This window comes from Nocardia sp. NPDC051321, from assembly GCF_044455225.1.
GTDB lineage: Bacteria > Actinomycetota > Actinomycetes > Mycobacteriales > Mycobacteriaceae > Nocardia.
Genome location: NZ_JBITEM010000005.1, coordinates 486,453 through 500,706, shown reverse-complemented (window position 1 = coordinate 500,706; position 14,254 = coordinate 486,453). Strand labels below are relative to the sequence as shown.

The following is a 14,254-nucleotide window of genomic DNA, read 5'->3' as shown; positions in this document are numbered from 1 at the left end:
GCGCGGATGTCAAACGGTGTGCGGCTGCAACGTCAATAGAAATGGGTCGAGGATGAACTTTCGTCGAGCGTTGGCTGGTGGGCTCGGAGCCGCCGCCGTGGTCAGCTATTCACTGGTGTGGCCGAGCGCTTTCGCGGAATCCGGCACCGCGTGTGCCGAACCTGGTGCGGGGCAAGCGGTTCAACGCGTCGATCCGGCGGCCGCCGGGATCGATCCGGCCGCGTTGACCGACGCGATCAACTTCGGAACGGCTAAGGGCGCGTACGCCATTCAGGTGTATCGGCATGGCTGCCTGGTCGGGGATCGCACCGGTACGGGCAACCTGCCTGCGCCGCTGGCCAGCGCGTCGAAGGGGGTCGCGTCGGTCGCGGTTGGCCGCGCGATCGCCCTCGGCTACTTCGGTCTTGACGATCCGCTCGGCAAATTCTTCCCGCAGGCCGATGCCGCGCATGCCGCGCTCACCGTGCGTCAGGTGCTGAATCAGACGACCGGACTGCGCTTTTCCTGGGCCGCCGATATCGCGGGCATCGCCACCGACGAGGTGCTGCAGACACTCGAGACCCCGCAAGTCTTCGAGCCGGGCAGCACCTTCCAGTACGCGCAGGCCGTGCTGGCGCTACTGCCGAAGATCGTGGAAATTACCACCGGGATGGACTTTCAGGACTTCGTCCAGCGAGAGGTGATGCAGCCGTTGGGCATCGCGCGCGACCAGTGGGTCTGGCTGCGCGACCGCAGCGGAAACACCGCCGTCAACGGCGGTCTCGCCATGCGCGCCGACGACCTGGCTCGGCTCGGCCTGCTCCTGCTGCACGAAGGGCGCTGGGGCGACAACCAACTCATCGATCCCGACTATATCCGGCAGGCACGCCAGCCCACCGGCGCCAACGGCGGCTACGGATTCCTGTTCTGGCTCAACGCCGGTGATTCCTACAAGACCGCGACCGTGCCGACGGCCAAGGTCTTCGACCACCCGATGTTCCCCGGCGCACCCCGCGACCTCTACGCCTTCGTCGGCGCACTCGGCCAGTTCAACGTCGTGATCCCCAGCCGCGACATGGTGATCGTCCGGCTCGGCGTCCCCGGCGGCATCGACACCAACAACGTCCAGACCTCCCTGGCGGCCGAATCCAACCCCGACAACAAGGAATTCGTGCGCCGCGTCGTCGCCGCCATCACCGACGTCCCCGGCGAGCCGATCGACGACCCCTACCACTACGGCGACAACTTCGGCCCCATCATCGGCAACCTCGACGACCTGGCCTTCTGGGTAGACCCCGAACACACCGCCCAAATCTTGCTCGGCGTCGGCCCCTACGCCCCCTCGAACTGTAATGTCCTGTGGTGCAACGGAAAACTCGTCCCCCAGGACGTCTTCTCCGCCATGCTCGACTCCACCGCCCAGATCGTCACCGCCCTCCTCGGCCTCGAACACGGACCTCGGTAACCGTGCAACGGAAGAAAGTTAGGTGACGTGGGGAGCTAGCTGAGCTGGAGTGCGTTCGGCTAGCCGGTCGGTGTGAGTTCGATGCCGCCTTCGATGGTGGTGTGTACGCGGCGGCGGTTGGGGGAGCCGAGGGCGGCGGTGAGGTCGGTGCCGTCGTGTTCGGCGAGCAGGTCGCCGCTGTCCCAGACCAGCAGGGTTGCGCTGACGGTGTTTTCGGCGGCGGCGTGCGCCAGGTCGTAGTGTGCGCAGCCGGGGACGTGGGCATAGGTGATCCAGAGGTCGTAGCCGGTCATGAACAGGTCGAGGTCGAATTGGACGCTGAGGCCGAGCAATTCGCTGCGGCCGTTGTCGTCGACACCGGCGAACGCCTCGTCCAGCGCGAGCAGGCGCGGCGCCTGCGGGTCGGCGGAGTCCAGCATGACGTGCGCGGCGGCGAAAAGCGGCAGGTGCAGCGAGACCGACTGCTCGCCACCGGAGAGCGCGCTGTGCCTGGCCACGGTGAGCTTGTCCTCGCTGCCGTCGGCGGAGATGAGGGTGAACGAGAACACCCGCCAGGTGCGGTAATCCAGGGTGGCCGCGAGGATTTCGGGGTAGGAGCGCTCCGGGTGCGCGGCGCGGGCCGCGCGGATCTCGGACGCGAAATGCGCGCGGATGGTGGCGAGTTCGTCCGCGCCGAGCGCCGAGGCGTCGCGGTCGAGCAGCTTGCACATGGCCCGCGCCGAATCGGAGAGCGTGTCGGCGAGCACCCAGTGCACGCCGATGGTGTTGCCGGAGGACATCCGGCGCTGCTTCATCTCCGCGCCCATCCTGGCGATGAGATCGCGTGCGTCGCTGGTGCGTTCGTAGATCTGCTGGGCGAGCCCGGTCAGCAGCGCGTCCTCCAGGATGCGGCGCTCGGCGTCGGTGAGCAGCAGCTCCTGGTCCTTGCGCGCGCCGTCGATGCGGGCCGCGAAGTCGGCGAGCGCCGACATACCGTCGTCGTCTTGCACCTGCACCACGGTCAGCCCGTCGGCGGCGTCCCACTGCAAGCGGTAGTCTCGGCCGGACCCGGACAGCGCGGCGTCGAACTCCTGCAGCGCCGCCGTGACCGCGCTGCGGGTCGACTTGCGGGTCGCCTCGCTCGCGCGTACCGAAGACGTTGCCGTGGTGAGGCTTTCGAAGAGCTCGGCGACCTCCTCCGGCAGCACCTGCGGCTCCACCTCCGGCCCAGCCTGGGAGATCCGGTACAGGAGCTGCTCGGGCGTCGACCAGGCGGCCTCGCTGCTCGGCCAGCGGCCCTCGGCTGACGCGCCGAGCAGCCGGAGCAGGTCCGGCCGGGCATACGGGGCAAGCGCTTTCACGTCGGCGAGTACCTCGGTCAGTGCGGTGCCCAGTGATTCGTGCGCGGTCCGGTAGGCGGCCTCGGCGTCGCCGATCGCCTCGATGGCCTCGTTGGCGGCCTTGCGCGCGGCCTTCTGCTCGGCCTTGGTCGCCTCGATCTTGGCGCGCGCCTTCTCCAGTTCCTGATCGATGTCGGCGGCACCGGCACCCAGTGCCTCGCGCAGGGTTTCGAGCTTGCGCAGCTGCTCCTGATAGCCGGACTTGGCCGCCTCGGCCTCCTCGGCGAACGCCTCGGCCAGATCCTTGGCCTCGTCGTGCCGGTCGGTGCCCTCGCGTTCGCGTTCGCGCTCCCGCTCGTGTTCGGTGCGCAACCGGAGCAGGCCGGTGCCGGTGTTCTCGAAATGCCGGATGGCGGCGGCCAATGCGTCGAGTTCGCGCGGATCGCGCGGGGTCCGGTGCTTGGTCGCGGCCACGCGCAGCTTCTTCTCGACCGCCGTGCTGTCGGCGACGGCCTGGTCGAGGTCGCGCTCGGCCTGGGTGACGGCCTCGGACCGAAACCGCATCATGCCCGCCGTCTCCGAGACCGCCCGCAGGGCGGTGGTGACCGCGGTGGCGCGCGGCAATGCCTTGGCGGCGGCCGAGATTCGCGCGAGTTCGGCAGTGGCTTCGGCTTCCTGATCCTGTGCCCCGCGCTTGGCCTCGCCTGCCGCCTCGAGTGCCGCGGCGAGTTCGGTCAGCCGGAGCTCGCGGCGGCGGGCACGGGCGGTGGCGCCGATGAACTCGGCGTCGGCCTTGTAATGCCTGCCGACCTGCACGCCCTGACGGAAACCGCCCGCCGTGCTGACGGCGAGACCGGCTGCCGGGTCGCCCTTGCCCTCGTGCAGGGCGATCGAGGCGAGCACGTCGGCGACCGCCTGACACGGCACCGTGAGCTCGTCCGAATCCTCCTCGACGACAAGGACATCGGCGAGCGTGCGGCCCTTCGGCCGTTCCTTCTCCGGCAGCGGGACGAGGAACTGATCCGAGTCGTACTTCGCGGGCGGCGTGGCGCAGATCCAGCCGTCGAGCAGGTCGGCGGCGTGCAGCGCGGCCTCGATACCGGCGGCGGCCGGTGGCTGCACGTCGTCGGCGAAGCGGACCAGGCGCCACAGCGGGGCACCGGCGCGGTCGTCGGCGTCGCGGGCGCGGGCGGCGAAAGCCGGTGGCGCGTCGTCACTTTGCGCGGCGACCCGGTCGCGTTCGGCGGTCAGCTCGGCGATCTGCTCGCCCGCCGTCGCCGCGCGGCCACGCGCTTCCTGGCGGTCGTTGCGGATCTCATCGATCAGCGCCTCGGTGCGTTCGGCGAGCACCTCCGCGACTGTCGCTTCCTCCGAACCAGCCTGGGCGAGCGCGGTGTCCAGCGCCTCGAACAGCCCGTTACCGATGGGGGAGTACACCTCTCGGTGCTCGTCCCACCAACCGCGCAGCGCGCTGGCCGCCTCGGTGCGGGCCAGCACAACCGCCGCCTCGGCGTGCGCGACCTCGGCGGCCGCCGCCTCGCTCAACTCGCGTGCGCGTTCGGCGAGCCGCTCGGCCCTTGTTCGTTCGGCGGACGCGGTCTCCATGACGCCCATCGCCTGCCGGACCGCGCGCACGTCGGCGTCGCGTTCCTCGGCATGCGCGCGCACCGTCGCGGTGAGCTGGTCGGCGCGCGCCCCCTCCGAAAGCGCCGTCCAGTCGATCCCGGCTTCTTCCGCGGCGGAACGTAATTCGTCCTCGCCGCGAGCCAGTGCCGCGGCGGCGGTGCGGACCGCGGTGCGCGCGCGTTCGGCCTCCTGCGCCCGCTGATCGAGGGTCTGCCGCGCCTTGAGCGCCTTGTCGCCGTGCACGCCCGCCGAGGTCTCCAGGCGACGCACCGCGTCGGCGAGGTCGTCGAGCTGCTGCTTGCCCTCGTAGGCGCTGGAACGCTGCAGGTTCTCCCGGTCGCCGAGCGCGTGCTCGTAGGCGCGGTCGGCGTCCTCGGCGCGTGCCTCCGCGGCGGCGCGTTCACCCTCGCGGCGTTCGCGCAGCGCGGTCGCGGCGAACAGCGCGGTGCTCGCGTGAGTGACCGCGTCGAGCCGGGTGCGCAGCTGGTCGACGTCTGTCTTTGCCTGCACCGCAAGGTATTTGCGGTAGACATCGACGAAGGCCCTGGTGGCGCTGTCGGCGTGCACCAGACCCTCCAGGGTGCGGCCGACCTCCTCCATGTCGCTGAACGAGCGGGCCGCGTCCAGGATCAGCTGTTCGTCGAGGGGACGCAGGCCGTCGGTGAGTGCCTGCGAAAGACCGCGCGGATCAAGGTTTTTCGCCAGCTGCGGGCGGCGCAGCGTGAGGATCAGGTTGATCAGCTGGTCGTAGCGCTGGGTGCCGAGCCCGAACATCCTGGCGTCGATGGCGTTTCGATATTCCACCGGACGATCGACGATGGCGTCGGTGCCGATCTGCTCGGCCAGCTGCTTGCGGGTGAACGGCCGGTCGTCCGGCCCGATCAGCGAGAAATCGATGCCGACCCGGCCGTCCGCGACGAAGTACCAGCGCGTCACCTTGTCCGAGGAGCGGGTGGCGCGCATGCCGATGCCGACGGTCACCGCCTCCGCGTCGTCCCAGTCGCCGCGCGCGAACTCCATCCAGACATAGGAGTAGGCCGATTCCTGCTTGCGGTACAGCAGGTTCGACTTCATGGTGCGCTCTTCACCGGCGAACGGGTTGAGCCTGCGCGGCTCGATCCGCCCGTCCAGCACGAACGGGAACAGCACCTCCAGGGCCTTGGTCTTGCCGGACCCGTTGGGGCCGCGCAGCACCAATCTGCCGTCGGCGAAGCAGAATTCCTGGTCGCGGTAGTCCCACAGGTTGACGATTCCGGCGCGGGTCGGGATGAACCGCACTCCGCCGTGAATGAGCGACATCGCCTCAGTTCCCTTCCGTGCCAGTGCTGTAGGTATCGGCCGCGGTGACGAACAGTTCCTCGGTGCGCTTGGTACGTACCGTGACGACCGCGCCGCGATAACGGGCGAGGGCGGGCATGATCAGCAGCCCGTCCTCGACCGCACGCACCAGGCGCAGCCGCTCCAGCAGGGCAACCACCTCGGTGGTCAGGCCGGGCACATCGGCCTGCCACTGGGCGGCGAAGGTCGCGCCGTATCGATCGGCGAGCGCCTGCACGGTCTCGCGCACCCACGCCGAGTCGAGCAGCGGGTAGGTGGTCTCGGCCGGTTCTTCCGCGTTGTCCTCGAACGTCGAATCCGACTGTGCCGAAAGGTCATCCAGCGCCCGGAGTTCGGCCAGCGGCGCGAAAACGCTGGACTCCGGGATGGCGCCGTCGAGTTGCGCCGCGAGCGCCTCACCCGGGTCCGGCGCGGCCGTCCGCCGTGCTACCGGATTGTCGATGTCCAGGACCCGGTCGGCGATCTCACCGGCCAGCAGCAACCCCACCTGCGCCAGCGTTCCGGTGCTCGGGAATCGAATGTCGGAGAGCCGTCCGGAGGTGTCGATCAACGCGACCCCTTCCGCTCGGCGTTCGGCCTTCAGCCCGGTGAACAGCTCGACCTCGGCGACGATCCGATCCTGCGCGAGCACCGGCCGTTCCGCAGGCGTGAGGTCGTCGAGATACACCACCGGCCGCTCGACCAAGGTCCGGCGCACCCGCCGCGCCAGGTCGGCCACGGTCGGCGCGTGCGCGGGACCGGTTGCGCCAGCGGCGTCTTCGGTGAGCAGCCCGCGCACGCTGTGCAGATGTTGCAGCGCCCGCGGCGGCCGGAACAGCGCGAACACCACCGGCCGGTCGATGTCGTAGAGCGCCTCGCCCGCCTCGGGATCGCTGGCCCAGCCACCCGCGTCGCCGTCGGCCAGGGTAAGCGCACCGCGATGGGTCAGCCAGCCGACCGCGTCGACGAAGGCATCCCGGTCGGCCGCGCGATCGGTGGACAGCTCCAGGCCCTCGACCCGGCCCGCGTAGGCGGCGACCTGATCGGCCAACTCCGACAACGTGATCTGGTCGCCCGCCCGGCCGAGCGCGGCGATAGACAGCGCCAGGTAGGCGTAGCGGCGGCGATCGAAGAGGCGGTCGGCGGGCGTGCGCGCGGGCTTGCCCGCGTCCAGACGGTCGATGATCGGGAACACCCTTGCGGTGGTCTCGGTGACCTCCAGCCGGTAGCCGAACAGTTCGGCCAGGTCCTCGCGCAACTCGGTGGCCCACCGGCGGATCAGCGGCAACGCGATCCGATCCGGATAGGTCCTGGTCACCAGGTGATTGGCGAGGATGACCCTGGCGGCGCGCTGATAGTTGTCCAGCGCAAGGGAATCGATCTTGCGTCCGTGCATCATGCGCGTCCCCCGTTGCCGCGCGGCCGAGTCCGGGTGGTCTGGCGCACCTCTAGTCTGCGGTTGTTCAGGTGCAACAGTCCATGCGCGGTCCGCACGATGGTCGAACCGTCGTGTTCGGAGACGGTCAGGGTGACGCCGCTGTCGGATCCGGTGGTCCCGGCGACCCGCCCGCTCACCGGCACCCACGCGGTGGACGCCGCGTCGAGCAGCCGCAGCAGCACCTCGGTCTCTCGTTCATCTAGCACCCGGTCGTGCACGTCGGCGGACGCCAGGGACTTGGCCGCGTCGGCGCGGGCGCGCTGCGCGTCCAGCTGTACCTCACGCAGCCGCCGAATGCTCGCGTCGTTGCGGTGGATCCGCGCGGGCGCTCCGGCAGACGGCGGCCGCCCGGTCTCGGCCAGCGTGCGGGATATCTCCAATGGCGGTGCCTCCCACCAGGATCGCTGCGCCGGGATCAGGTCCGCGTCCGGATGTTCCATCGCGAGGTGGCGCGGCCTGCCGAGGCCGAACACCGCGTCGAAGAGCGCGTGCGCGCTGTCCGCGGACGGCGCGGCGGTGAACCAGCCCGCCAGATGCCGCAGCGCGGACTCCCGGCTCACCCCGCCGCGCCGGGTCTCGGTTACTCGACGCAGCAGCGAGAGCACGGCGGCGATGGCGCTCATCGTCGCCTCGCGCAGCCGTTCCGCCTCGGTGGTGCCCGCGTGCTCGCCGGTGCCCGCCGCGACGAACCAGGTCCGCAGCCCGTCCCAGCGCGCGTGCCAATCCGCCTGCCGCTCCGCGACACTCAGCAGCACGCGTTCGTCGCATCCGGCGGCGCGTTCGATCAGCTCGTCGACGCCGGTCTCCTCGATCTCGGCGATCGCGCCTGCCAGCCGCGGCACGAATCTGGCCAGGTCGAGGCTGAATTCGCGCATGTGCGCGAGCAGCGCGTCCTTGTGCGCCAGAAATGATTCCGGGGTGATCTCGGTGGTCCGCACCAGGTCGCCGAGGGAGAGATAGAAGTGCGCGGCGCGGGCGGCCATGTCGGTCAACGCGGCGTCGAGGCGGCGCAGCGTGCGATAGACCCGCTCGGCGTCGCCCTCGCGATTGGCCGCGGCCAGGGTGTGTAGATCGGCCAGCAACTCCGGCAGCACCAGCCGCGACAGTGACGCCTCGTCGAGCCGGGCGTTGAGCACGCCCGCGACCGCGCGGTAGGCCTGGAACCCGGCCTGGGAGAACTGGTAGACGAAGTGCCGGTTGCGATATTCGGCCAGCGTGGCGGCCCTGGTTCCGTCGTAACTGCGTTCCAGCACGCCCCATTGGTGCAATTGATCGAGTAGCGGGCCGATTTCGGCGGCGGTGAGCCGAGGGGCGCTCTGGCGGGTGCCGTGTTCGCTCGACCAGGCCTGCGCGCTCGCGGGACCGTCGTCGGTCTGCGCTTTCGAAGCAGACTGACTGGTCTCCTTGTCCTCTGTATGTTGCTGGCCCTCGACGTCAGGCGTGGCGGTCGGCTCGGGCAGGTCGGGCGTGCGCAGGCTGTGCCCGTTGCGCTCGATCCATTCCGCCACATCGTCGGCGTGCAGCAACACCACATAGGCGGCCCGCGCGCTGTCGAAGGCGCGCAGCACCCACAGGTAGTCGGCGCGGCGCTCGGCGGTGGCGAAGGAGAACAGCCGCAGCCGGTCGTCCCACAGGACGGAGGCGCTCGCGGCGGCGTCGACGGAGTCGGTCACCGGGAACAGGGTAGTAGCGGGCCGGTCGCCGACAGCGGGTACGTGCCCGATTCGGCGTGGCCGTGTCCTGTTTGCCGGGTGTTCGCCGATGAAACGGGCTGTGTCAGTTGGGGATGACAGCCGGCGGGGTGGTTCAAAACAACGGTACTGGTCACTCGCTCGACAGTGAACGCAGCTGGTCGAGGTACACGCGGGCGCGCGGATCGCCGGGGTAGCGGGCGATGATTTCACGCGCGGTCTCGCCCGCGATCCACATCAGCGAGGGCAGCGAACGGCGTTTACCCGCGAACGCGCGCAGTCCCTCATCGACCGCGAGTTCCAGATCGCGGTTGCGGACCGCGACCACCGCGAGTGTCAGATGCGCCTCGGACACCCGCATCGGATTGCGGACGGTGCCGTCGGCCCGCGTCGAGTGGCGGATCACCTCGTTGGCGTAGGTCTCGGCGAGCCGGTCCTCGCCCGCGACGCGGCAGCAGTCCATCGCGTAGAAGTCGAACTTCTGCGGATCGACCACGAAATGGTTGTCCAGGTTGATCGGATGGTCGAGTCGCTGCAAAATTGCCCGGCCCTCGTCGAGTGCCGTTTCGACCTCCTGCCGGTCGCCGAGACGCGCCCATGCCTTGGCCCGCTGCGCGGCGAGTTGCACTCCGACACCGAGGTTCTGGCTGGTCTCCAGCACCTGGTCGACCGCGTCGATCGCGCCCCGGTAGTTGCCCTGGGTGAGCGCGAACCAGGCCGCCATTTCCGCACTCCAGCCGGTGATTTCGGCGTTCTCCGCCTCCTGGCCGAGCGACAGTGCCGCGCGCCGGGTCGCTTCGGCGGCGGTGCGCCGGCCTAGGTCGTAGTCCACGCAACCCACCAGCAGCGCAACCCATCCCGCGAGAACCAGGATGTCGCGATGCTGCGCCAAAGTCAGTCGGCCGTCCAGCAGTGAGGTAATCCGCCGCAACCACCCGGTTCCCTCGGCGTGCAGCTCGTGCGGATCGGCGTAGGAGTACTCGCAGCACAGGCGTTCCGCGGTGATCCGGATGGCGTCCAGGGTGGCGGGGGAGACGTCCGACATGCGCAGGCGCCCGATGAATTCCAGCGTGTCCATGCCGGTTGCCGAGAGCACTTCGTCGTCCCGATTCGGCCTGGCTTTGGGGAAGAACGCCGCCGTGACTGTGTCGAAGGCGGCGGAGATGATCGGTGCGTAAAAATCATCCGGCCGCGACTCGCCCGATTCCCAGCGGCGCCAGTTACGCAGCAGTGTACTGTCTGTCGGCAGGTTGTGGGATGACTTGGCGCGCATCACGCGGACGGCATCGGCTTGTGACCACCCCCGCGCATCGCGTTCAGAACGCATCCGGACAGCCCAGACGGGTCGATCGTCTCCAGCGGCCACGTCAGTAGTATCGCACCAGTTAACGCCCGGTGGCCGAGATAGGGCAGATAGATGTCAGTGGGTTGACATCTACATTCGCAAGTTGGCGTTGTACATGCTGGACATGAGAGCGGAAAGTTAGCCGGACACATCTCGTCTCAACCAGATGCAATTGCATCTGTCCTTGCAAGGCGCAGTACCCCACAATGGGGAGATCCACATAAGGACAGCGGTACCCAATCCAACGGAGGTTCGGGTGGAAGCGTTGATCTATGGATACTTGCGTGACGATTTGGCCGATGGCCACAGCGAAGAGCTAGAGGATGCGATGAGCAGCCTCGCCCGGGAAGAGGGGCTCTGCTTCGCCGCAACGTTCCATGAATCGACTTCCGGCGACGGCACGGCGTTTGTCGAGCTGACCCAGGAGCTCAAGCGAGCCGACGCGCACCACGTGGTGGTTCCGTCGCTCGATCACCTTGCCGGCCAGACGATCCCGCGGGATATTCTGCTAGCGAAACTGGCGCGCGAGGCGGCGGCGCAGATCTGGACCATCGAGACCTGATCGCCACGACGGCAGGCCAGATCGCAGGGACACCACCAAGCGCTGGGGCATTTCGCACCGCCGTCGCGCTCCCGCAAGCATCCTCGTCGCGGCCACACCGGCCAGCAGCGAGGCGAGCAACGCCGCAACATGGTGTTGCCCGAACAGCGGATATACCTGCCAATGCAGGAGATACACGAACAACGAGCTGTCGGCGAGCACCGCCGCGACGATGGCAACCAGGGCAGGCACCCGGATCGCGGGCAGCCAGATCAGCATCAGCAGCCCGGCCATGACCAGTCGTTCCCGGTCCGGTACGCCGAAATAGCCCGGCACACAAGCAAGTAAGACGGCACTCACCAGCAGTCGCTGCCACGCCGACGTCGCCTTCGCGGCCGCCAAGCCGAGGGCGAAGAACCAGGCGGCCAGCGGCGAGAACGGCACGTCCCGCGCGGGATACAGCCCGAACGGCTGATAGCGAAGCACCAGGGTGAGCGCGAGCAGGCCCATGGCGAACCAGAACGGTTCGCGCCGCTCGAGCATGTCCACCAGCGGAATCCGGATGAGCAGTGCCGTGGCGATCATAAAATAGACGAGAACCTCGATGAACCAGAGGTGCCCCGCGGTGTCGCTGTCGAACGGCCCCAGGATCTTGTTGAGCAGCAACACGTTCTGCCAGCGGTAGTAGTCGGTGAACAGCAACGTGACGGCTACCCACGCGGCGGTCGGCATGGCGATCAGCGCGACCGTGCGCAGCGCGTGTCGCAACCGTTCGGCACGCGGCGCGGTGGTTACCGCGAACCTGGCGAAGTTGAATCCGGCGACGCCGAGCAGCACGTGCGCGGCGCCCCACAGCACGTAGAGACCGATGTGCGAACTCACGATCAGCACGATGGCGGCGGCGCGCAAGAGGGTGCCGGTGTCGAGGGCGCGGCCGAACCGGCTGCCGCCGTGCGGGATCCGGTCGAGCTCGGCGATCGTCATGGTCGGCCAGTCGGCCGGGAGGGTGCCGAGCGCGCGTTCCACTCTGGCCGCGGTGGTCACGTAGGTCAGCGAATTGCCGCCGAGATCGACGAAGGTGCGGTCCTGGCGGATCAGTGCCGGGTCGATGCCGAGGGTAGTGGCGTAGAGCGCGCGGATGTTTCGGGCCTGCGGCGCGGGCGCGGGCAGCGTGCGGACCGCGGGGTAGTCCGGCTTGCCGTTGGCCAGTCGCGGTAATTCCTCGACGGGGCAGACCCGGACGGACGCGGCGGGTAGCCCGGCAAGCCGGGCCGCGGTGTCGGTCGGATCGGTGGCGGGGCTTTGCACGGCGACGACGAGCAGTTCGTCGTCGTCGGTGCAGCAGACGGTGAAACCCGCTGCGGTCAGGCCGGATTCGAGCCGTTGCAGATCGATGCGCAGGCCGAATATCTTCGCGAACCGGCTGCGCCTGCCGATCACCTGATACAAACCCGCGGGGGTGCGACGCGCGAGATCCCCGGTGCGCAAGGCGGTTACGGTGCGGCCGAGTGCCAGATCGGCGGGGCAGGTGGCGTAACCGAGCATGACGTTCGGCCCGTGATAGATCAGCTCGTGCGGCCCATCGGTACCGTTGCCGCGCCCGCCGAGGGCTATCCCGCGCTCGTGTCCGCCCGTTTCCTCGATCGGTTCGAGGCTGAATTCGCCACCGGGGATCGGTATGCCGATGCAGTCCGGATTATCGGCGGCCAAATCCGGTGGCAGATAGGCCATTCGGGCGGTCGCCTCGGTCTGGCCGTACATGACGACGAAGTCCCAGCCCGAGGCCGCGCCGAGCCGGGCGTACTCGTGAACCCGATCGGGGGCGAGCCTGCCGCCCGCCTGGGTGAGGTAGCGCAGGTCCGGTAACGCCATGTCGGCGAAGCCGATTCGGTCCAGCAGGTCGATGGTGTAGGGGACAGCGGCGAAAGATGTTGCGCGGCAGGCGCGGAACTCGTCCCAGAAGGCGTCGTCGAGTACCGATCGTTCGGTGAGCAGCAGGCTCGCGCCGCGCAGCAGATAGCTGTGCACGACCGACAGCCCGTAGCAGTAGTACATCGGCAGCGTCGTCGCCGCCCGGTCGTCGGGGCCGACGGTCAGGTATTCGGCGATGGCGGCGGCATTGGCCAGTAGGTTCGCCGAGGACAGTCGGACCAGTTTCGGTGACCCGGTGGAACCCGAGGTGCTCAGCAGCAGCGCGAGATCCGGATGCAAGGTGTGCGCGGAGGTTTCGCGCCGCACGTGCGGCCTGCCGTCCTCGACGACGACATCGGGATCGTAGGTCGCCACCAACTCGTCGGTGACCGCCGCGGTGAGGAGCACGACGCAGCCCGCGCTGAGCGCGCCGAGATACCCGACGAGCGAAGGGAGGTCGTTGCGGGCCGCGAGCGCGACGAGCCGCCGGTTCGGTCCGAGCGCGGCCGCGAACTCCTCGACGAGCGTCGCCAGCTGCGCGTAGCTGACCTGTCGCAAATCTTCCGCCACCGATGCCGCCGCCACGAGGACGGCGATCCGGTCGTCGAAACTACGAAGATGAGCGACGATCCGGGGAGCGGTCACCGGAAAAAGGATAGGGGGCAGCCACTTTCCGGCCGACAAGCGACCCCCCGGTGAACACCGGGCAAACCGTGCCCGTGCTCAGAGTCCGAAGCTGCCCGGTCCGCGCCTGCGCAGGTACTTCTCGAATTCGGCGGCGATGGCATCGCCGTCGATCTTGGCCATCGCCTCGTTCACGTCGACCGCCGCGTCGCCGCGCTCCTCGAGCGAGCGCACGTATTCGCTGACCTCGTCGTCGCCGTCGGTCATCTCGTTGACCGCGGTCTCCCATTCCTCGGCCTGCGTGGGCAGTTCGCCGAGCGGCACCTCGATATCGAGCACGTCCTCGACCCGGTGCAGCAGCGCGATGGTTGCCTTCGGGTTCGGCGGCTGCGAAACGTAGTGCGGCACGGCCGCCCAGAACGACACCGCGGGCACCCCCGCCTTGACGCACTGGTCTTGCAGGACGCCGGTGATGCCGGTCGGTCCCTCGTATCGGGTCTGTTCGAGGTTGAAGCGTTCGGCCGCTTCCTTGCTATAAGCGGATCCGGTGACCGGAACTGGACGGGTGTGCGGGGTATCGGCCAGCAGCGCACCGAGGATGACCACCGTTTGCACGCCGAGTTGTTCGATGAACTCCAGCAGGTCCTCGCAGAACGAGCGCCAGCGCATATTGGGCTCGATGCCGCGCAACAACACGATGTCGCGCTCGCTGCCGGGGGGCGAGCAGACCGACAGCATGGTGGATGGCCACTGGATTTCCCTGGTCACGCCGTCCACCTGCCGGACCGTCGGCCGGTTGACCTGATAGTCGTAGTAGTCCTCGGAATCGAGTTCGGCTAGCGGCTCGGCGTCCCAGATCAATTCCAGATGCTCTACGGCGCCGCTTGCGGCATCGCCCGCGTCGTTCCAGCCTTCGAAGGCCGCAACCAGCACCGGTTCCCGCAATGTAGGCAGTTCCGGATCGGGAGTTTCACTGGGGTTCACTCGGTCAGCCTAAT

Annotated in this window: 8 protein-coding genes; 2 read left to right on the top strand and 6 right to left on the bottom strand. The window is 68.7% G+C overall.

The genetic code is table 11. The features are described from left to right. The first annotated feature begins 52 nt into the window (after positions 1-52). Positions 53-1,444 carry a serine hydrolase domain-containing protein gene (locus ACIA8C_RS14535; protein WP_397134633.1) on the top strand — a complete coding sequence of 464 codons (1,392 nt, stop codon included), beginning with the start codon at positions 53-55 and terminating at the stop codon, positions 1,442-1,444. A 59-nt stretch (positions 1,445-1,503) separates the two neighbouring features. Here ACIA8C_RS14535 and ACIA8C_RS14530 read toward each other — a convergent pair whose 3' ends face one another. The 4 genes from ACIA8C_RS14530 to ACIA8C_RS14515 form a co-directional block, all read right to left on the bottom strand. Next, positions 1,504-5,688, bottom strand: coding sequence for a TIGR02680 family protein (locus ACIA8C_RS14530; protein WP_397134632.1), 4,185 nt, complete (start codon positions 5,686-5,688; stop codon positions 1,504-1,506). 4 nt (positions 5,689-5,692) lie between these two features. After that, on the bottom strand, positions 5,693-7,102 hold the full coding sequence (locus ACIA8C_RS14525) for a TIGR02678 family protein (RefSeq protein WP_397134775.1): 1,410 nt from the start codon (positions 7,100-7,102) through the stop codon (positions 5,693-5,695). Beyond that, positions 7,102-8,763 carry a TIGR02677 family protein gene (locus ACIA8C_RS14520; protein WP_397134773.1) on the bottom strand — a complete coding sequence of 554 codons (1,662 nt, stop codon included), beginning with the start codon at positions 8,761-8,763 and terminating at the stop codon, positions 7,102-7,104. The genes ACIA8C_RS14525 and ACIA8C_RS14520 overlap by 1 nt, the downstream gene beginning before the upstream one ends. Positions 8,764-8,968: 205 nt before the next feature. After that, positions 8,969-10,108: an XRE family transcriptional regulator gene (locus ACIA8C_RS14515; protein WP_397134630.1), complete on the bottom strand. Its 1,140-nt coding sequence runs from the start codon at positions 10,106-10,108 to the stop codon at positions 8,969-8,971. A gap of 328 nt (positions 10,109-10,436) precedes the next feature. Between ACIA8C_RS14515 and ACIA8C_RS14510 the strand changes: the two genes are divergently transcribed. Continuing rightward, entirely contained in the window at positions 10,437-10,742 is a 306-nt protein-coding gene (locus ACIA8C_RS14510; protein WP_397134628.1) for a hypothetical protein, read from the top strand. Here ACIA8C_RS14510 and ACIA8C_RS14505 read toward each other — a convergent pair. Both ACIA8C_RS14505 and ACIA8C_RS14500 read right to left on the bottom strand, forming a co-directional pair. Continuing rightward, a complete protein-coding gene (locus ACIA8C_RS14505; RefSeq protein ID WP_397134626.1) occupies positions 10,689-13,277 on the bottom strand; it encodes an AMP-binding protein in 2,589 nt (862 codons plus the stop codon). The two genes, ACIA8C_RS14510 and ACIA8C_RS14505, sit on opposite strands and share 54 nt — an antisense overlap. A gap of 78 nt (positions 13,278-13,355) precedes the next feature. Beyond that, positions 13,356-14,240, bottom strand: a complete 885-nt coding sequence (locus ACIA8C_RS14500) for a PAC2 family protein (RefSeq protein WP_396990781.1) — start codon at positions 14,238-14,240, stop codon at positions 13,356-13,358. Between the last annotated feature and the right edge of the window lie 14 nt (positions 14,241-14,254).